The sequence below is a fragment of the Winogradskyella echinorum genome (assembly GCF_014297365.1).
Lineage (GTDB): Bacteria > Bacteroidota > Bacteroidia > Flavobacteriales > Flavobacteriaceae > Winogradskyella > Winogradskyella echinorum.
Map to the genome: position 1 here is coordinate 863041 of NZ_JACOQD010000002.1, position 19894 is coordinate 882934.

At 30.9% G+C, this 19894-nt stretch carries 20 protein-coding genes; 9 read left to right on the top strand and 11 right to left on the bottom strand.

What is annotated here, in order from left to right; translation table 11 throughout:
* Positions 1–20 precede the first annotated feature (20 nt).
* Entirely contained in the window at positions 21–2432 is a 2412-nt protein-coding gene (locus tag H8K90_RS11045; RefSeq protein ID WP_186846016.1) for a penicillin acylase family protein, read from the top strand.
* Positions 2432–2785, top strand: a complete 354-nt coding sequence (locus H8K90_RS11050; RefSeq protein ID WP_186846017.1) for a hypothetical protein — start codon at positions 2432–2434, stop codon at positions 2783–2785. Before H8K90_RS11045 ends, H8K90_RS11050 begins: the two co-directional genes overlap by 1 nt.
* Before the next feature lie 9 nt (positions 2786–2794).
* Here H8K90_RS11050 and H8K90_RS11055 read toward each other — a convergent pair whose 3' ends face one another.
* The 3 genes from H8K90_RS11055 to H8K90_RS11065 form a co-directional block, all read right to left on the bottom strand.
* Positions 2795–3223, bottom strand: coding sequence for a hypothetical protein (locus tag H8K90_RS11055; protein ID WP_186846018.1), 429 nt, complete (start codon positions 3221–3223; stop codon positions 2795–2797).
* Positions 3224–3326: 103 nt separating this feature from the next.
* Positions 3327–4022: a tetratricopeptide repeat protein gene (locus H8K90_RS11060; RefSeq protein ID WP_186846019.1), complete on the bottom strand. Its 696-nt coding sequence runs from the start codon at positions 4020–4022 to the stop codon at positions 3327–3329.
* Between the two features lie 171 nt (positions 4023–4193).
* Entirely contained in the window at positions 4194–5126 is a 933-nt protein-coding gene (locus H8K90_RS11065) for a peptidylprolyl isomerase (protein ID WP_186846020.1), read from the bottom strand.
* Positions 5127–5486: 360 nt separating this feature from the next.
* On the opposite strand from H8K90_RS11065, the gene H8K90_RS11070 reads away from it, so the two are divergent.
* A complete protein-coding gene (locus H8K90_RS11070) occupies positions 5487–5927 on the top strand; it encodes a hypothetical protein (RefSeq protein ID WP_186846021.1) in 441 nt (146 codons plus the stop codon).
* A 14-nt stretch (positions 5928–5941) separates the two neighbouring features.
* Here the strand turns inward: H8K90_RS11070 and H8K90_RS11075 are convergent, their stop codons facing one another.
* Positions 5942–6442, bottom strand: a complete 501-nt coding sequence (locus H8K90_RS11075) for a hypothetical protein (RefSeq protein ID WP_186846022.1) — start codon at positions 6440–6442, stop codon at positions 5942–5944.
* Positions 6443–6467: 25 nt separating this feature from the next.
* Positions 6468–8669 (bottom strand): DNA helicase RecQ, encoded by a 2202-nt coding sequence (gene recQ / locus H8K90_RS11080; protein ID WP_186846023.1) that lies wholly within the window; start codon positions 8667–8669, stop codon positions 6468–6470.
* Positions 8670–8757: 88 nt separating this feature from the next.
* Here recQ and H8K90_RS11085 point away from each other — a divergent pair, with 88 nt between their 5' ends.
* The 4 genes from H8K90_RS11085 to lptB all read left to right on the top strand — a co-directional run bounded on the left by H8K90_RS11085 (position 8758) and on the right by lptB (position 11701).
* Entirely contained in the window at positions 8758–9723 is a 966-nt protein-coding gene (locus H8K90_RS11085) for a KpsF/GutQ family sugar-phosphate isomerase (protein WP_186846024.1), read from the top strand.
* On the top strand, positions 9723–10547 hold the full coding sequence (tatC, locus tag H8K90_RS11090; RefSeq protein ID WP_186846025.1) for a twin-arginine translocase subunit TatC: 825 nt from the start codon (positions 9723–9725) through the stop codon (positions 10545–10547). Before H8K90_RS11085 ends, tatC begins: the two co-directional genes overlap by 1 nt.
* Entirely contained in the window at positions 10540–10887 is a 348-nt protein-coding gene (locus tag H8K90_RS11095; RefSeq protein WP_186846026.1) for a carboxymuconolactone decarboxylase family protein, read from the top strand. Before tatC ends, H8K90_RS11095 begins: the two co-directional genes overlap by 8 nt.
* A gap of 73 nt (positions 10888–10960) precedes the next feature.
* Positions 10961–11701, top strand: a complete 741-nt coding sequence (gene lptB, locus H8K90_RS11100; protein ID WP_186846027.1) for an LPS export ABC transporter ATP-binding protein — start codon at positions 10961–10963, stop codon at positions 11699–11701.
* Between the two features lie 65 nt (positions 11702–11766).
* Here lptB and H8K90_RS11105 read toward each other — a convergent pair whose 3' ends face one another.
* Genes H8K90_RS11105 through H8K90_RS11115 form a run of 3 tightly spaced genes read right to left on the bottom strand, consistent with a single transcriptional unit; the run spans position 11767 to position 13688 of the window.
* The gene (locus tag H8K90_RS11105; protein ID WP_186846028.1) at positions 11767–12066 is read right to left on the bottom strand and encodes a hypothetical protein; all 300 of its coding nucleotides are present in this window, start codon (positions 12064–12066) and stop codon (positions 11767–11769) included.
* On the bottom strand, positions 12063–12887 hold the full coding sequence (locus tag H8K90_RS11110) for a TerC family protein (RefSeq protein WP_186846029.1): 825 nt from the start codon (positions 12885–12887) through the stop codon (positions 12063–12065). Before H8K90_RS11110 ends, H8K90_RS11105 begins: the two co-directional genes overlap by 4 nt.
* A gap of 42 nt (positions 12888–12929) precedes the next feature.
* Positions 12930–13688 carry a CDP-alcohol phosphatidyltransferase family protein gene (locus tag H8K90_RS11115; RefSeq protein WP_186846030.1) on the bottom strand — a complete coding sequence of 253 codons (759 nt, stop codon included), beginning with the start codon at positions 13686–13688 and terminating at the stop codon, positions 12930–12932.
* A gap of 164 nt (positions 13689–13852) precedes the next feature.
* On the opposite strand from H8K90_RS11115, the gene H8K90_RS11120 reads away from it, so the two are divergent.
* Together H8K90_RS11120 and H8K90_RS11125 are read left to right on the top strand one after the other, a co-directional pair.
* On the top strand, positions 13853–14923 hold the full coding sequence (locus H8K90_RS11120; RefSeq protein WP_186846031.1) for a putative type IX sorting system protein PorV2: 1071 nt from the start codon (positions 13853–13855) through the stop codon (positions 14921–14923).
* A gap of 11 nt (positions 14924–14934) precedes the next feature.
* Positions 14935–16104, top strand: coding sequence for a lipoprotein N-acyltransferase Lnb domain-containing protein (locus H8K90_RS11125; protein WP_186846032.1), 1170 nt, complete (start codon positions 14935–14937; stop codon positions 16102–16104).
* Positions 16105–16107: 3 nt separating this feature from the next.
* Here the strand turns inward: H8K90_RS11125 and H8K90_RS11130 are convergent, their stop codons facing one another.
* From H8K90_RS11130 to H8K90_RS17055, 3 genes are read right to left on the bottom strand one after another with little or no spacing between them, the layout of a single operon-like run.
* Positions 16108–17502 carry an exopolysaccharide biosynthesis polyprenyl glycosylphosphotransferase gene (locus H8K90_RS11130; RefSeq protein ID WP_186846033.1) on the bottom strand — a complete coding sequence of 465 codons (1395 nt, stop codon included), beginning with the start codon at positions 17500–17502 and terminating at the stop codon, positions 16108–16110.
* A gap of 56 nt (positions 17503–17558) precedes the next feature.
* Positions 17559–18566 (bottom strand): glycosyltransferase family 4 protein, encoded by a 1008-nt coding sequence (locus H8K90_RS11135; RefSeq protein WP_186846034.1) that lies wholly within the window; start codon positions 18564–18566, stop codon positions 17559–17561.
* Positions 18526–19875, bottom strand: coding sequence for an O-antigen ligase family protein (locus tag H8K90_RS17055; protein WP_186846035.1), 1350 nt, complete (start codon positions 19873–19875; stop codon positions 18526–18528). The genes H8K90_RS11135 and H8K90_RS17055 overlap by 41 nt, the downstream gene beginning before the upstream one ends.
* Positions 19876–19894: the final 19 nt, after the last annotated feature.

Genomic DNA, 19894 nt, shown 5'->3' on the forward strand with positions numbered 1-19894 from the left:
ATTCTACAATAATTCACTTCATGAAGTATTTTAAACTTATTCTATCCCTTGTATTAACCATAGGTATATTTTTTGCGCTTAACACCAAATTTGGGTCTATTCCTCCAATAGGTAAGTTTCTAAATCCTTACTCAGGTGTTTGGCAAAATGAAACAGACGAATCAATTTCTGGTGACATTTCTTTACCAGAATTAATAGATAAGGTCACTGTACATTACGATGCACAACTTATTCCGCATGTATTTGCTCAGAATGAAACCGATTTATATAGAGCACAGGGCTATTTAACTGCAAAACACAGATTATGGCAAATGGAATTTCAGACCTATGCTGCTGCAGGACGTTTATCTGAAATTATAGGAGAAGGAGCTTTAAATTACGATCGCCAAGAGCGAAGACGAGGTATGATGTATGGAGCAGAGCAAGCCCTCTTGAAAATGGAAGAAGATGAACAAACTACAACTTATATAAAAGCATATTCTGAAGGAGTTAATAGTTATATTAATCAGTTAAAAGAAGAAAATCTTCCAGTAGAATATAAACTCTTAGACTACAAACCCGAAGAATGGACACCAAAAAAAACAGCTTTATTATTAATGTACATGACTAAAATGTTGGCTGGTGGAGATGAAGATATTGAAAACACCAATGCGCTTCGCCTTTTTGGTAAAGAACGTTTCGATTTGTTATTTCCAGATTTCTTTGATATTACAGATCCTATAATACCTAAAGAAACCGATTGGAGTTTTATCGACGTACCACAAACACCAAATCCTAATAGCGAGCCTATTTTAGATTCTATTGCTGAAACTATAGATAAACCAGATCCTAATTATGGTAGTAATAATTGGGCTGTTTCACCTCAAAAATCATCTACCGGAAACGCTATTTTAGCTAACGATCCACATTTAGGTCTTAATTTACCTTCAATTTGGTTTGTGATGCAATTAAGTACGCCAAACCATAATGCTTTTGGTGCTACACTTCCTGGCGCTTTGGCAGTTATCTCGGGTTTTAACCAGCATATTGCTTGGGGAGAAACCAATGCAACCAGAGATGTTATTGATTGGTATAAAATTGAATTTAACGAAGATGGCACCAAGTACAAGTTTGACGACACATGGAAAGACGTAACATACCGAATAGAAGAAATTAAAATAAAAGGAAAAGAAACTTATAAAGATTCTATTCGTTTTACACATCATGGTCCAGTGGTATTTGATAAAAACTTTAAATCTGATAATGAAAAAACAGGTTATGCCATGAAATGGATAGGACACATTGGTGGTAATAACCAAAAAACATTTTTAGATTTAAACAAAGGGAAAAACTACAATGATTATGTAGAAGCTATAAGCAACTATACAGCACCTGCTCAAAATTTTGTCTTCGCTTCTACAGAAGGTGATATTGCACTTTGGATACAAGGAAAACTGCCAAACAAATGGGAAGGCCAAGGTAAATTTATAATGGACGGAAGTAAATCTGAAAACGATTGGCAAAGTTTTATTCCGCAAAAATTTAATGCACATACTAAAAACCCAGAACGTGGTTTTGTAAGTTCTGCCAATCAACATCCTGTGGACGAAGCTTATCCGTACTTTGTGTTTAATGATGGTTACGAAACCTACAGAAATCGTGTAATTAATGATTTCTTTAACTCAAAGGATAAATTTGGTATTCAAGATTTTAAAGACTTACATAATAACAACTATAATCTTAAAGCTTCTGAGCTGATGCCATACATGTTAAAAACAATGGATATCTCTAACTTAACTGCTGAAGAAAAAGAACTATATGATATTGCAAAAGCATGGCAATATAATAATGATATGAACGAAATTGGGCCAAGTATTTGGAGAGCTTGGTACGGTATTTTATATAATATGGTTTGGGATGAGTTTGATGTTGAAGACACAGCTATTGATGCACCTTTTACCTACCAAACTATTTACCTTTTAAAGACTAAAGGAGATGATGCCTTTATGGATATAATTGACACACCAGAAAAAGAAACTGCTAAAGATTTATTCAAATTGAGTTTTAGTGAAGCTGTTGTAAAACTTAATGATTTTAAGGCTAAAAATGGAAGCCTGGAATGGGTAAATTACAAAGCCACTTACGTTGGACATTTACTACAAGCCTTACCCGCTTTTTCTCGATTTGATGTTCCAATTGGAGGAGGTCGTAATATTGTTAATGCTACATCCGAAAATTGGGGGCCATCATGGCGTATGATTGTAGAAATGACGTCACCTCCTACCGCCTTAGGTATTTATCCTGGAGGACAATCTGGTAATCCTGGTAGTAAATATTATGACAATTTTATAGACGATTGGGCAGCAGGCAAATACCACAGTCTTAACTTTTTGCAAAACGATACAGCGACAGATGCTATTATTGGTACGCAAACCTTAACACCTAGCAAGTAATGAGCAAAAATATTATCAATTTTATAACTACACTTATTTTAGCATACCTACTCTCTTTGTTTATGCCATGGTGGTCTGTAATGACTGCTGCATTTACAACGGCTTTATTCTTTCCGCTTAAAAAATCTGCAGTGTTCTTTATACCTTTTTTAGCTATTCTACTTTTTTGGTTTATTCTAAGTTATATAATGAGTAGTGGCAATGATTTTACGTTGGCAAAACGTATTGCAGTACTTTTACCATTAGGTGGCAATCCGTATGTTTTAATGTTAGTTACAGGTATTGTTGGTGGCTTAGCTGCTGGTATAGCTAGTGTATTTGGAAAACAATTAAGTTTAGTCTTAAAAAAGTAAGTAACGAAATCAGTTATCAACCTCTACTAAATCAAAGCTTTTCACCCATTGAATTGCTTGATTTAAATCACTAAAACGTCTAATTTTTTTATTAAAAAATAAGTTTTCTATTACTGTATTTACAAAACTAATGTTCTGATAACCAATAACGCCATAACCTTTTAAACTAAAACTATTTTTAAAGAATTTAAGCCAATCTTGTGGAACAAGAGAATATGAGTGTATTCTGTGAGATAGATATATTAAATCACTACCATTACATTTAGTAATCTCTGTAACATCTTCAATTACCCTTTTTGCATGTTCATCCCAAGAAAAGCTTACTCCTTCCTTAATTTCAGAAATTACAAAACCATCAAAAACAAAGACATCTCCAAATTTGTAGTTCAATTCTTTAACGACTTCCTTATATAAACTAGTATGTTTTACACTTAACATATATTAAAATTAGGAATTTCCTTTCTAATAAAAAAAGAAAAACATTCAATATCAGGCTATTAATTGAAATAATAGAGTTTTCAAAAATAAACATTTAGCTAGCTTATAATGATTTACTTTCATAAACTTTTATATAATTCTGTGCTCTTTTGTTTTCAGAATTAATCTCTAATGTTTTTATATAATTATCATAGGCTTCTAAACTATCACCATTTCTAAGGTAAGCCTCACCTAGACTATCATAAACATTGGCGCTATTAGGATGTAAAGCTGCATTAATTTTTAATACATCTATTGCTTTTTGAAAGTCCTTTTTCCTCATATACTGATAGCCTTTACTATTAAAATCCCACTCATTAATATAAGAACTTGTAGAATCTTGCTTCTTTATTTCTAAATATCCAGCTAAGGCTTTTTCGTAATTACCCTCTTTTAAATAAAGACTTGGAGTTTTATAAGTGTCTGCTACTTTTAAATAATTATAAGCGATGCTGTCTTTGTTATCCTCTTGTATTTTAGATAGATAACGCTCTTTAGTTTCTGGATGCTGAACGAAGTGTAACTTGGTATACATATCTGCTACAAAAAACTCATTTTCATCTGTAACTACTGGTTTTATTTTACCTCCTTTCCAGTTTAGGTAAAGTGTATTACCTACATAAGAAACCTTAATAAGTTCTTCTAAATTATAGAGGTAATTACCTGCTGTTTCTTTTTTAAATTGTTCAGAAAATTCAATTGAGTTTGAGCAACTCACTAAAAAAATAAATAAGAATAAAATTAAAGCTTTTGATTTCATTTCGATCGGTTTTTGATTGGTAAACAAATGAGCAAAAAAAAGTCTCACTTATTAGTGAGACGATTCTTTTTAAATTTTGTTACGATTTAATCCATGAGATACCGAAACAAGTTCGGCATAAACGATATTCACAATTTTTAATATGTAAGCTTTTAAAATTTGGAATCTTGCTTATTTTACATCCATCAATTCTACATCAAATACTAATGTAGCATTTGGAGGAATTACACCACCTGCACCAGCAGATCCATAACCTAAATCGCTAGGAATTACTAAACGGGCTTTATCACCAACATTTAATAAACAAATACCTTCATCCCATCCAGGAATTACCTGTCCTACACCAACTTGAAAATCTAAAGGCGAATTTCTTTTATAAGACGAATCGAACACTGTTCCATCTGCCAACTGTCCTTTATAATGTACAGAAACCATGTTTCCTTTTTCTGCTTTTTGGCCATTACCCTTTTGAATAATTTGGTAACGTAAACCAGAAGCTGTTTCATCAAAACCAGAAGCTAACTTATCTAATTCAGCTCTAGCAGCCTCACGTTCTGCGGCGATACGCTTTTCGCGAGATCCTTCAAATGTTCTAAATGCCTCAATAGCGTTAAAATTTTCAGCATCAGCACCTTGTCTTACAATTTCTAAACTTTCAATAGTATCTCCTTGAGCTATTGTATCTACAATATCTTGTCCTTCAACTACATTACCAAAAACCGTATGCTTACCATCTAACCAATCTGTTGCGATATGTGTAATGTAAAACTGACTTCCATTTGTACCAGGACCAGCATTTGCCATAGCTAATACACCAGGACCACTGTGTTTTAAATCTGGATGAAATTCATCATCAAACTTATAACCCGGATTACCTGTACCTGTACCTTGAGGACAACCACCTTGAATCATAAAATCTGGAATAACTCTGTGAAACTTTAATCCATTATAATAAGGAGTTCCTTGTGGTTTAGCCGAATTCTCTAGATTACCTTCTGCTAATGCCACAAAATTACCTACTGTACCTGGAGTTTTTTCGAACTCTAAATTTACTAATATCTCACCTTTTGAGGTGTTAAATTTTGCGTATAAACCGTCTTGCATTTTGTTTTCTTTTGTTTAAGGCTGCAAAGATAGGAAAGTTAGTTGGAAGTATGAAGTTGGAAGTTGGGAGTTTGAAGCATGAAGCATGAAGTATGAAGTGTGAAGTTTGAAGTTTGAAGTTTGAAGTTTGAAGTTTGAAGTTTGAAGTTTGAAGTTTGAAGTTAAAAAACATACTCTAAAAAATCAATGAGGCAAAAAGAAATGAGTTATACTATAAACAAATTTCTGTTTACTAATTACTGCTTACTTTTTACTGAATACTTTTTACTGAATACTGATTACAACGTACTAAAGTAGGATTTTAGATTGAAAATTTGAGAATTGACTTATTAAAGTTAGTTTTGTTGAAATTAAAAAATTATGGCATTTTTATCCAAACTCTTTGGCAATAATACATCTAAAAAAACATCTAATGACAATGTCGAAGCCATTATACATGATGTAGAAAACAGACCTTATGGAGTATCTGAAAACAATGTGCTTTTTGCTGGTCTTAATGAATTAGGCGGTTACTTCTTTTTTCAAACTGTTATTGTTGGTCAGCTAAACATAAAATCTAAAGTTGGAGCTACTCTATTATTTAAAGGTGAAAATTTTGAATTAAAGCTCAACTCAGATATGCCTGAGTTTGAATCTGAAGGATCTGACATAAAAGGGAGAAATGTAACAAAGATTGATTTTCAAATTGAAGAAAGTGACATTAAGCAATTAGAAAATGCGAAACTTAATAGTGTGCAACTAAATGTTAAGAAACAGACTATTCTATTTACTAAATATATTGTTTCGGATGAGGAGGAATAATAACACTATAACAACTAAACTTTAAATTGGTCATTAACATATTTTGATTTGAGGTAACTTAATCTTCCAGTTATTGATTCTCTCTCTCTTCTTGTTAACGGATCTACCATTACTTTAATATTCCACTGCTTATAAAAAACTAATACTAAATAAGTAAACCCACCTCCTGCGCCATCAGCACTGCTACTTTCATCATATTCTATATAAACACGTTGCAAATTTTTGGTTTTTCGAGTTCTAACAAATGGTAGACAGCCATAACTTACTTTTATATATTTTTCTGAAAATTGAATCTTGGTTTTAGTATGTAGTACTATTGCAAATAGAATTACTATTACCAGAATAGTACCAATGGAAATAATACTTTCAAGCTCTTTTGCCTTAAGCAATAGTAAGCAAATAATTGAAATTGAACCGCCAAATAATAGGATTCTCAAAAAGGAAATCAAATTCCATCTAAACCTATATCCAGAAACTAACACAAAATTATCTTTAGATGATTCAGTTATCTGCACGTAAAGATTTTAATAGATTAACTTTCTAATTAGCAACTTCACTCATAAACTTTATACGATATAAACGTAATTCTTCATCGTCATAGTCGCCATCAAACTCTTCTATAGCATCGTCAATTTTGTCACTTTCAGATTCCATAAAATAATCGTGGATTTCTTCTTGTTGGTCTTCATCTAAGATTTCATCAATCCAATAATTGATGTTTAACTTAGTACCAGAAAAAACGATAGATTCCATTTCTTTAATAAACTTAGGCATTTCCATACCCTTTGAAGAAGCAATATCCGTTAATGGTAATTTTCTATCTACATTCTGAATGATATATAATTTTATAGCAGAATTTGAACCTGTTGATTTTACAATCATGTCATCTGGTCGCATAATGTCATTTGTTTCAACATAATCTGCAATTAGATTTACAAAATCTTTACCATATTTTTTAGCCTTACTCTCACCAACACCATGCACATTAGACAACTCCTCTATATTAATAGGATACTTCAAAGCCATATCCTCTAATGAAGGATCTTGAAAAATAACAAATGGAGGAACTCCTAAACTCTTTGCATTTCGTTTACGTAAATCTTTGAGCATTGTCATTAATTTCTCATCTGCTGCAGCACCACCTCCTTTAGCATTTGTAACAATACCATCGTCAGAATCTTCGTCGAAAACATGATCTTCGGCCATTAAAAATGATTCTGGGTTGCTTATAAAGTTTCTACCAGCATCACTTAATCTTAAAACACCGTATGTTTCTATATCTTTCTTTAAAAAACCTGCCACTAAAACTTGACGTATTAATGCCATCCAATAACGAGCATCTTTGTCTTTACCTATACCAAAAAATGGCTGTGTATCTGTTTTATGTGAGGAAATTAAAGCATTTGCTTTACCAACAAGTACTTGTACTAAATCTTTAGATTTATACTTTTCGTTAGTTTTTTCTACAGTGTCTAAAAGTGTTTTAACTTCATCTTTAGCTTCAACCTGTTTTTTAGGATTACGAACATTATCATCCATATCACCTCCTTCACCAGTAGCATTATCAAATTCTTCACCAAAATAATGAAGTATAAATTTTCGTCTAGAGACAGAAGTTTCGGCAAAAGCAACTACTTCTTGTAATAGTGCATGTCCAATTTCTTGCTCTGCAACTGGTTTTCCTGACATAAATTTTTCAAGCTTCTCAATATCTTTGTAAGCGTAATATGCTAAACAATGACCTTCTCCTCCATCTCGACCTGCTCTACCTGTTTCTTGATAATAACTTTCTATACTCTTAGGAATATCGTGATGTATTACAAAACGCACATCTGGTTTGTCAATTCCCATCCCAAATGCAATAGTTGCCACTACAACATCAGTATCTTCCATTAAAAACATATCTTGATGCTTAACTCTTGTTTTTGCATCGAGACCTGCGTGATATGGTACTGCTTTAATACCATTAACTTGTAGAACTTGTGCTAATTCCTCAACACGTTTTCTACTTAAGCAATAAACAATACCAGATTTACCTTCGTTCTGTTTTACAAACCGAATAATATCTGCATCTACATTTTTAGTTTTTGGACGTACTTCGTAGTATAAATTTGGTCTATTAAAAGAGGCCTTAAATGTTACAGCATTAGGCATTCCTAAACTCTTTAAAATATCTTCTTGTACTTTTGGAGTTGCCGTAGCTGTTAGACCAACAATAGGAATATCGTCTCCAATACGTTTTATAATAGTTTTTAAGTTTCTGTACTCTGGTCTAAAATCGTGTCCCCATTCGCTAATACAATGTGCTTCATCAACAGCCATAAACGAAATTTTGACTGTTCTTAAAAACTCAACATACTCTTCTTTAGTTAACGATTCTGGTGCTACATAGAGTAGTTTTGTAATACCATTTGTAATATCATCTTTTACACGTTTTACTTCAGTTTTATTTAAAGACGAATTTAAAACATGTGCTACACCTTCATGTTCAGACACTACTCTAATAGCATCCACCTGATTCTTCATCAAAGCAATAAGAGGAGATACAACAATAGCTGTTCCTTCTTTTATTAAAGCTGGTAACTGATAACATAATGATTTTCCTCCACCAGTTGGCATAATAACAAACGTGTTATTTCCTGCAACAACATTTTTTATAACTTCTTCTTGAAGGCCTTTAAATCCTGAAAATCCAAAATATTTTTTTAGTGAAGCGTGTAAGTCAATTTCTGCAATACCCATTAATCCCTATTAGTATTTTATATACATTTGCAATAAGTTTAAAGATAACAAATTCTTTAAATTTAGAAAACACTATAAACAATAAATTTTGAACACTAAGCAATCCATTTTAAGCACTGCTAAAAGTACCATAAAATTAGAGAGCAAAGCTATAGAAAATTTGTCGGAATTACTTACAAATGATTTCGCCAAAGCAGTAGAATTAATTTATAATTCTAAGGGGCGAGTTATTATAACTGGTATTGGTAAAAGTGCCATTATTGCTAGTAAAATTGTAGCTACCTTAAATTCTACAGGCACTCCAGCCATTTTTATGCATGCTGCTGATGCTATACATGGCGATCTTGGATTAATTCTTAAAGATGACGTCGTAATTTGTATTTCTAAAAGTGGAAACACCCCTGAAATTAAAGTTTTAGTGCCACTTATAAAAAATGCAAATAATAAAATGATTGCCATAACTGGTAATATTGAGTCTTTTTTAGGACAACAAGCTGATTTTGTTTTAAATACTTTTGTTGAACAAGAAGCCTGCCCTAATAATTTGGCACCAACAACAAGCACAACTGCTCAATTAGTAATAGGAGATGCTTTAGCGGTTTGTTTATTAGAATTACGAGGTTTTTCTAGCAAAGATTTTGCTAAATACCATCCAGGTGGTGCCTTAGGAAAACGTTTGTATTTGCGCGTTAGTGATTTATCTTCTCAAAATTTAAAGCCTCAGGTGAGTTTAGAAACCAGTTTAAAAGAAGTGATTGTTGAGATTACAGAAAAAATGCTTGGTGTTACCGCAGTTGTTGATAATGATAAAATTGTCGGTATCATTACTGATGGAGACTTAAGAAGGATGTTAAGTAAAAGTGACGATATTGTAGGTTTAAAAGCCAAGGATATTATGAGTAAAAGCCCAAGACGAATCCAAGAAGATGCAATGGCTGTTGATGCAAAAGAAGTGATGGAAGAATTTGGAATTTCACAATTATTAGTAGAAGATAATGGTAAATATGTTGGTGTTGTACATCTTCATGATTTAATAAAAGAAGGCATTATATAATGGCAAAAAAAACTATTGATGAGATGTCCTTTTTAGACCATCTCGAAGATTTAAGATGGCATTTAATACGGGCAACTTTAGGTATTGTTATTGCAGCAACATTAGCAGGAATTTTTTACAAGTTTATTTTTGATGTTATAATTTTTGGACCTACTAGAATGGATTTTGCAACCTATAATGGTCTATGCCAAATTTCAAAATTTTTAGGTATTACAGATACTACGTTTTGTGCTGAAGAATTTCCGTTTATTATTCAAAACAGAACAGTTGCTGGCCAGTTTTCTGCCCATATTTGGACATCCATTTATGCTGGTTTTATAATTTCATTTCCATACGTACTATATCAATTATGGAGTTTTATAAGCCCAGGATTAAAATCTAATGAACGAAAAAGTTCTAGAGGATTTCTATTTATTGCATCAATGTTATTTTTTATCGGTGTGCTTTTTGGTTATTATATTGTTACACCATTATCCATTAATTTCTTGGCTAACTACAAAATAAGTGAGCAAATTTCTAACGAGTTTGATATTAGTTCAGTTATTGCTATAGTTAGATCTTCTGCTATTGCTTCTGGCTTTGTATTTGAATTACCTATCGTAATTTATTTTTTAACTAAAATAGGATTAGTGACTCCTCAATTTTTAAGAAAATATAGGAAGTATGCCTTAGTGATAGTATTGATTTTATCTGCAGTTATTACACCACCAGACATTGCTAGTCAGGTAATTGTAGCTGTTCCTATATTAATCCTTTACCAAATAAGTATTTATATTTCTGCCGTTGTGGTAAGAAAACAAAAAAGAAAAGAAAAATATGTCTAATACTGTCAAAGAATTTAATGATTATCGTTCTAAAATGAATGATAAAATATTAGCTGATAACAATAAAGTTATAAAACGAATTTTTAATTTAGATACAAATGCATTTCAAGCAGGAGCCTTAGATAAAAAAACTAAAGAGCTGCTGGGATTAGTAGCTTCTACCGTATTGCGATGTGATGATTGTATTAAATATCATTTAGAGTCTTCTTATAATGAAGGCTTATCTAAAGAAGAAGTTAGTGAGGCGCTCAGTATAGCTACTCTTGTTGGTGGAACAATTGTTATACCACATTTAAGACGTGCACACGAGTATTGGGAAGCCTTAGAAAATCTAGGTTAAACTTTTTATAAATGATAGCTAAAGCCAACAGATCTTATATGATTTTGTTATTTTTAGCGTTCATAGTAAGCATATGAAGTTAAGAGCAGAACATTTAATGAAGTCCTATAATGGACGAAAAGTAGTAAAGGATGTTTCTTTGGAAGTTAACCAAGGAGAAATCGTTGGTCTGCTTGGTCCAAATGGTGCAGGTAAAACGACTTCGTTTTATATGATTGTTGGTATTATAAAACCTAATGGTGGTAATATTTACTTAGATAATACAGCCATTACTAAATATCCAATGTACAAACGTGCTCAAAATGGTATCGGTTACTTAGCACAAGAAGCTTCAGTATTTAGAAAATTGAGTATTGAAGATAATATTCTCAGTGTACTACAACTTACTAAGTTGAGTAAAAAAGAACAACATCTTAAAATGGAATCTTTAATTGAAGAGTTTGGATTAGGACATATTAGAACCAATAGAGGCGATTTGCTCTCTGGTGGTGAAAGACGTCGTACAGAAATTGCAAGAGCGTTGGCGACAGATCCAAATTTTATTTTATTAGATGAACCCTTTGCTGGTGTTGACCCAGTTGCCGTAGAAGATATTCAGCGTATAATTGCAAAATTAACTAAAAAGAATATCGGTATCCTTATTACCGATCATAACGTACAAGAAACCCTTGCTATTACTGACAGAACATATCTTATGTTTGAAGGTGGTATCCTTAAAGCAGGTAAACCAGAAGAATTAGCTAGTGATGAAATGGTACGTAAAGTTTATTTAGGTCAGAACTTTGAGCTTCGTAAAAAGAAATTAGAGTTTTAAATTACAGCTATATTCTAGTACTTTGCCATAAAAAAAATAAGAAAAGTTAGATACCAATCGTTCTTTTAGTAAGTCTTCTTTATTCTTTTATAAACCCTGATAATTCCATATACAATTGTAGTTTGTATTATAAGATTCATTATCCAGAATAAAATAGCTGCAGTATATCCTTCATTAGTGTAAAAAGGTAGATCTCTACTTATTAAACTAATTGGCAAACTAAAAATAAGCATCAGTTTTGATGTAATCGTTGTAAAACCAGAATTAGCTTGCGATAGCAAAACGTCTGCTAATGCTGTTAAAAATTCAATAAACGCTAGTATAAAGAATATTTTTAAAAACAATTTTATTTTTAACTTTTTCATTTTTGCGAATTCATATTATGTGAGTCTGAAATTTTTTCTTTAATCAATTTTTTTTGATAACGTCCTTGTACAATATCTACAATTACTAAAACTACTATTACAAAATAGAATGTAGTTTTGCTCATTGGCACAATTTCATTTCCAAATATTTTTAAGTGTGCTAAATGACCTCCTTCGGTTACTAACATAATTCCGACAATAAATAAAATAAACAAACCTAGTACTTCGTACATTCTATTTTTTGCTAAGAATACTGATATTTTATCCGCCATAAGTAACATTAGTAAACCACTCGCAACAATTGCTATTGCCATTACAATAAAAGCTGTTGTAGAGTTTTCAATTTCACTAGTTAATCCAATAGCAGCTAAAATAGAATCGAACGAAAACACTAAATTCATTATAACAATGCTGGTAATAACAGCGTTTGAAGATTTATTACGTTTATCACCACCTTCAACATCGTGATTTAAATCTGGTACAGAAATCATGTGCCAAATTTCCTTTATGGCAGTATATATAATGAAACCACCACCGACTAAAACAATAATACTGTGCCCATTAAATGCAAATTTAAATACATTTTCAATTTCACCCGTTAGCCATGAAAATGGTTCTTGAAAAAAATCTATAATTGAAACTAATACAAATAATAATACGATTCTTAATACAATAGCTATTAATATACCTACTTTTCTAACTCGCTTCTGGTCAGATTTTGGTGCTTTTTTAGATTCTAAGGAAATGTAAAGTAAGTTATCAAATCCTAAAACCGCTTGTAACATTACAAGCATTAATAGAGTAAAAATAATTTCAGCCATAATTTATTTTAAAGTTTGTATTTAGTTAGATCTTAAATAAAATTAATGAATATTTTTTCTATCTAGCAACGATAGTATTATGTACAATGCTATTATTAAGGGTATCGCTGCAAATTGAAGCAGAACAATTAATGTTACACTTAATAATAAAAATATATATCGTGTTGCATTAGCTTTAAAACTCCAATCTTTAAATTTTAACGCAAATAATTTAATGCTAGAATTTAATAAATAACAGCTTAAAAGTGTTAAACCTATTAAAAACCATTTATTAATAATAATTGAGTTCATTACATCATTATTCTGATATTCTAAAATTAATGGTAAGGATAAAATAACAAGTGTATTGGCTGGTACTGGTAATCCTTTAAAGTAAGTTTGTTGATCTTCATCTAGATTAAATTTTGCTAAACGATAAGCAGATGCTAATGGAATGAATAAACCTATTAATGGTAATACTGACAGTTTAAATCCTTGCCAATGAAAAACAGAGTTCCAACTATCACTATAGGTAGAATAATCTGGTGCATCAACAGTTAATGAAATAAGCTTAAATATTATAATACCTGGCACTACTCCACTAGTCACTAAATCTGCTAAAGAGTCTAATTGAATACCTAACGGACTCTGTACATTAAGTTTTCGAGCCAAAAGACCATCAAAAAAGTCAAAAAATATGCCTAAAAAAACAAAAATAGCAGCAGCAATAAAATTGCCATATACTGCAAAAATTACAGCAATACAACCAGAAAACAAGTTGAGAAGGGTTACAATATTAGGAATGTGTCGTTTTAAACTCATAAACTTTATTTATGTAAAAATATAAAAGTATTTTAGTCTAAGTCTTATTATTTTTCAAATTGCAAAAAAAGAAAACAATAAGAACACGCTTTTACAGTTAAATAGACAGAAGTTGTTTTAAACAATTTCCGAAAAATATTGTGCATCTTTGTAAAAAATTGCTGTTGAAAAATTACTTCGTAATTCTCTTAACACTTGCTACGCTATTAGCCTCAGCTCAGTCCACCAGAAAATATTCTAATGAATTTATGAATATTGGTGTTGATGCTGCCGCTCTTGGCATGAGTAATGCTGTTGTGTCGCAGACTGCTGACGTAAATTCTGGATATTGGAATCCGGCAGGACTTGTACACCTAGAAGACAACCAACTTGCATTAATGCACAGTAGTTATTTTGCCAATATTGCTAACTACAATTATATTGCTTATGCCATGCCATTAGATGACAGAAGTGCTGTAGGTATTTCTCTTATTAGATTTGGTGTTGATGACATTTTAGACACTACACAATTAATTGACGATCAAGGTAACATTAACTACGATAGAATAAGTACCTTTTCTACAGCAGATTACGGTCTAACATTTTCTTATGCTAGAAAACTTCCTTTAGATGGTTTAAATTTTGGAGTAAATGCCAAAATTATTAGAAGAATTATTGGGGATTTTGCCTCCTCTTGGGGTTTTGGTCTGGATGCTGGAATTCAATTTGAAAGTAAAAACGATTGGAAATTTGGATTAATGGCTAGAGATATAACAACTACATTTAATGCTTGGTCAATTGATGAAGATAAATTTGAAGACATCAGTGGTGCTGTTGACGGAGAAAACCAAGAATTACCTGAAACTACAGAAATAACCATACCTAAACTACAATTAGGATTATCTAAAAAATGGGTTTTCAATTATGATTATTCACTTTTGGCAGCAGCCAATCTTAACGTTCGTTTTGCTGAAAATAATGATATTATTTCAACTTCATTTGCTAGTATTAATCCGGCTTTGGGCTTTGAGTTTGGTTATACTGATTTGGTGTTTTTACGAGGTGGTGTAGGGAATTTTCAGAATGAAATTCAGATTGATGGTTCTGAACAAACTTCATTTCAGCCTAATTTTGGGGTTGGATTTAAATATAAAGGTATTCAGATAGATTATGCTTTCACAGATATAGGAGACCAAAGTGCTGCTTTATACTCTAATGTCTTTTCATTAAAAATAGATTTTAGTATTTTTAGATAGTAGTATTGCTTATGAAATTAAAACTACTCTTTCTTATCCTATTAATTACGGTTACTTCGACTTTTGCTCAACAAATAAAATTATCGCAAGAAGCTAAAGTATCTGTTTTAACCATTGGCCCTGGAGAATCTCTTAATGATGCCTTTGGACATAATGCTTTTAGAATAAAAGATATTGCACAAGGAATTGACGTAACCTACGGTTATGGTGGTTATGATTTTGACGCTCCTAACTTCTATTTAAAATTTGCGCAAGGAAAACTAAACTACCTTATTAGTAGAGAAAAATTTTCTGATTTCTACAACCATTATGTAAGATACAATCGCACCATTGAGGAACAGGTTTTAAATCTTTTAAATGATGAAAAACAAAAGCTATTCGATTACTTAGAAAACAACTATAAACTTGAAAATAGACGCTATTTATATGATTTTTTCTATGATAATTGTGCAACTCGTATTAGAGACGTTACAGTAGTTGCAACTGGTAATAATATTAAGTTTAATGCTCCAGATAATTTTGAACCAAAAACATTTAGAACACTTATACACGAACATGTTGGATTAAACACTTGGGGAAGTTTTGGAATTGATATCGCCTTAGGGTCAGTTATTGATAAAAATGCTAGTGCAAATGAATATATGTTTTTACCAAAATATATTCATGCCTTTTTTAATAATGCTAAAATTAATGCTTCTAAAAATCTGGTTAAAAACTCATCTGTGATTTTTAAAAAGAGAGAAACTGAACCAGCTTCAAATTTTCTTTTTAGTCCATTGATGATTATGATAATTTTAGCCTTCTTAATTCTATTTATTACTTATAAAGATTACATAAAACATACAAGAAATAAATGGCTAGACATTGCACTATTTGGACTTACAGGTATCATTGGTGTTGTAATATTATTGCTTTGGTTTGCAACAGACCACTCTGCTACAGCACAAAATTATAATGTTTTATGGGCTTTTCCTTTAAATATTATTGTAATTGCACAATTATTTAAAAAGCAGATTAAAAAATGGTTTAGAAGCTATATTAAGTTTCTTATAATTATGCTGTGTCTAATGACCTTGCATTGGCTCATAGGAGTACAAGTATTTGCCATAGGTTTAATACCACTTATTATTTCTTTATTTATACGGTATTTGTATCTTTTAAAATATTATAGTAAACATTAGAGTTTACTGTCCTCTATAAAACAAAATTGTACTCATAGTTTTAATAAAGATATTAAAATCGAGAAATACACTTCTATGCTTAATATAGAATAAATCGTATTGAAGTTTCGTTAAACTATCATCAATGGAAGATCCATACCTAGTCTTTACCTGAGCCCAGCCTGTAAGTCCTGGTTTAATAATATGACGAGTTTCATAAAATGGAATAATGCGTGATAGCTCATTTACAAAAAATGGTCGTTCTGGCCTAGGCCCAATTATACTCATATCACCTTTAAGCACATTGTAAAATTGTGGGATTTCATCTATACGCGAGCGTCTTAAAAATTTACCAAAAGCTGTAATTCTTTTATCATCTTTCTTTGCCCATTTTACTCCATCAACCTCGGCATTTACAATCATAGTTCTCAATTTTACAATCTTAAACGGCTTACTGTTTTTACCTACACGTTCTTGATAATAAAACAGAGGTCCTTTATTACCAATTATATTTCCTAAAACAATAATTGGTAAAATTAATATACCTATTAGCAATCCTAAAGTTGCAAATAGGACATCGAATGTACGCTGAAAAAATATGTATAATTTATTTTCATTACTGCGACTAAAAGGGAAATACTTATAAAAATCTTTACCAACAAATTGAATAGGCACCTTATGAAGTAATTCTTCGTAAACTTGAGAGTAATCTCTAATTTTAAATCCACGTTCTAACAACAGCATTAAATTATGATAAACATCTACCATTATGGCTTCACTATTAAAACTAGCCACTAAAACTTCTGATATTTGTTCTTTTTCTATTGTTGTTAAAAAATCTTTAGGATCAAATTCTTTGAGGCCTTTAAACTTTACAGATTCTTCATTAGTAGGTTCGCTGTTAATAAAACCTACTATTTTGTAATTAGAATCAAAATTAATTAAAGGTTTAATTAGACCTTCAATATTAGACGTTTCTCCTACTAAAAGTACACGTTTATAGAAACGAGGTGATTCTATCAGATTAATATATACAATACGCCATAATAGAATGCAAACAATTATAGCGATATAGAAATATACTATCTGAATACGTTCTAACGGAAGGTAAGGTGTTAAAACTGGTGTTAGTAAATAGAATAACACAACTGTTGAAGCTGTTAAAACTACATTTCTAAAAGTAGTGTCTATTTTACTGGCTTTTTGTAAATCGTAAATTTCAAATATAGTTCCGAAAACAGTAACGTAGATTCCTAAAACCGCTAATTCAATAATACTATCTTTACTAACGTCTATATATTCAAAGTTGAACAAAAGACTTAAACAATAAACTCCAACATAGACTAACAATAAGTCAACAATTCTAAGTAGAATTTTGCGTTCAGAAACTTCAAAATGTATACCTTTATTTTTAGTCATTTCGAGGGTAAGCTATACTGTAAATATAATAAGTACAAATTGATTTTAGTTATAAACTAGGATAAAACAAATTCCCATTTTGATTTCACTTTATTCCAACTAAAATTTTCCACTTTAGTACGAGCATTTCTAATTAATTTTATTCTAAGCTCATTGTCTAATTTTAATTTTATAATCGCATTAACCATGGAGCTAACATCTTTAGGAGGAACCAGAAGTCCATCTGTATTATGAGTAATTAAAAAAGGCATCCCACCAACATTTGTAGAAACAACTGGTAAACCTAAAGCCATTGCTTCGATAACACTAACAGGTGTGTTATCGAAATTAGTGGTATTGATAAACACATTAAAATCTTCTGAAAGTTCGATCCATTCAAGTATAGATAGTTTACCTGTAAAATTCACATTAAGTTTCTTGTCTTTTGCTAATTCTTTAACTTTTAATAAAGAACCATCAACATCTGGTCCGACCATTGTTAATGATGCATTATAATTCAATTGTAGTAATTTTTCTAAAACTAAAATGGCTTGTTCTGGATTATAAAGGGATGAGAACGATCTTACCCAAAATAATTTAATATCACTAATTTCTCTTTCTTTGAATTTATAATCTTCTATTTCTATACTGTTAGGGATATGTAAAACCTCATTATAACCATAAGTCTCGTAAGTAGATTTTAAAAAATTAGAAGGTGCTACTAATTTATAAGCATTCTTAAAAATTAAGCCACTCAATTTAGGGTTTTTCTTCAGCCTTTTTTCTAGATTTCCTCCATGAAGTATATTGATATAATTTAATTTAAATAATCTACATAATTGACTAATTATTAGTGCAAAATAAAAATTTGACGTACTGTACGTATCTATTAAAACATAATCTGTATTGGATTTGTTTGCCACTACCAATTTCATCATATCTAATAGTCTCCATATTTTATTAGATTTAGTTGATGCAATTTTAACCTTGTAGTTTTTTTTTAAGTGTCTACTTAATGTATCTATTACAGTAGTTGCTTTTCCTTTATTGGACAAGGCGTTTCCTATATATAGAAGGTTTTTCATATTTTAAATTTAAAAGTGCTAAACCATATATAAAACCAGGAGCCGCAATTCTCATTGCCGAATGATTTATAGTCGCAAACCAAAAAACTAATAATGCATAGAAAAAATAATTTCTTTGATTTTGTGAACGCATATCTAATGGCTTAAAAATTAATATAAGCAACATTACTATTCCTAATATGCCATGTTCTGACAATAATCTACTTAGTTCATTATGTGTTGCAACTACTTTACCTAAAGTTTCAATTCTATGTTCTTTCATTCCACTAGCACCAACCCCAAAAAAAGGTTTATCAACAAAACCTTCCAATTCCCCAAAAAATAAATCTAATCTACCAGCAGAAACATCTTCCTTTTCTCTTCCTGTTTTATCCTGATTGGAGTAACGCTTATCAATTAAACCACTTGTTTGATTAGAACTCACTGTCCAAATCACAACAGAAGTAATTAATAGCAAAAAAAATGAGGTTACAATAATATTTTTTTGTCTATTACTTGATCTAAAATAAACATAAATTAGAAATGAAAAAATCATTAATATTGCAGTTATAACACCTCCTCTACTAAATGTTACAATACCACGAAATGAAATTAGTGCAAACAAAATTATATTCACGATTTTAATGAGTAATGATTTAGAATTAATAAAAAAATTAACACAAAACACAAACATTCCAAGACCTAATACTGTAGATACTTGATTAGGTCCAAATCCTCCGGAAGCAGCAAAATTTGATTGCGTACCAGAAAGTACATCTTTAATACTTGGTGTATAAAGAAAAAGATAGGTTGTTAGTGTGACTATTGGCAAGGCTAAATACAATAAAATATCTAACATTTGCCTTCTATTTATTTTCTTGTCATAGCAGTAAATAGCTGAAATACCGAGACATACAGGGCCACTCAACACAAATGCAACATTCTTTCTTAGACTAGAGTCAATATCAATATTAATAGAAGCTACGACTATTGATGGCACCATAAATATGAGAAACATAAAGTATGGATAAGCTTTATTTGATACACCATTATAAAATACACCAAACAAAATAAAAAATATTATAAAATATTTTGAAGATTCATAGAAAAGACCTGCATCAGTCATCCTGAAAATAACTTCTGCGCCAACTAAATACGCACAAGCTTTTAAAACCATGGTTGTCTTTTCTTTTTTTGCTGCAAACACGATTTGAATTAAAAAATATAGAAGTACACCAAAGAAAAATAACTTAGGGAAAAAATTGACATAAAAAATTAAGCCTCCTAATATAATATGAAAGATAATTTGTGAAAGATACTTTTTATCCACACTAGATACGGTTAGTTAA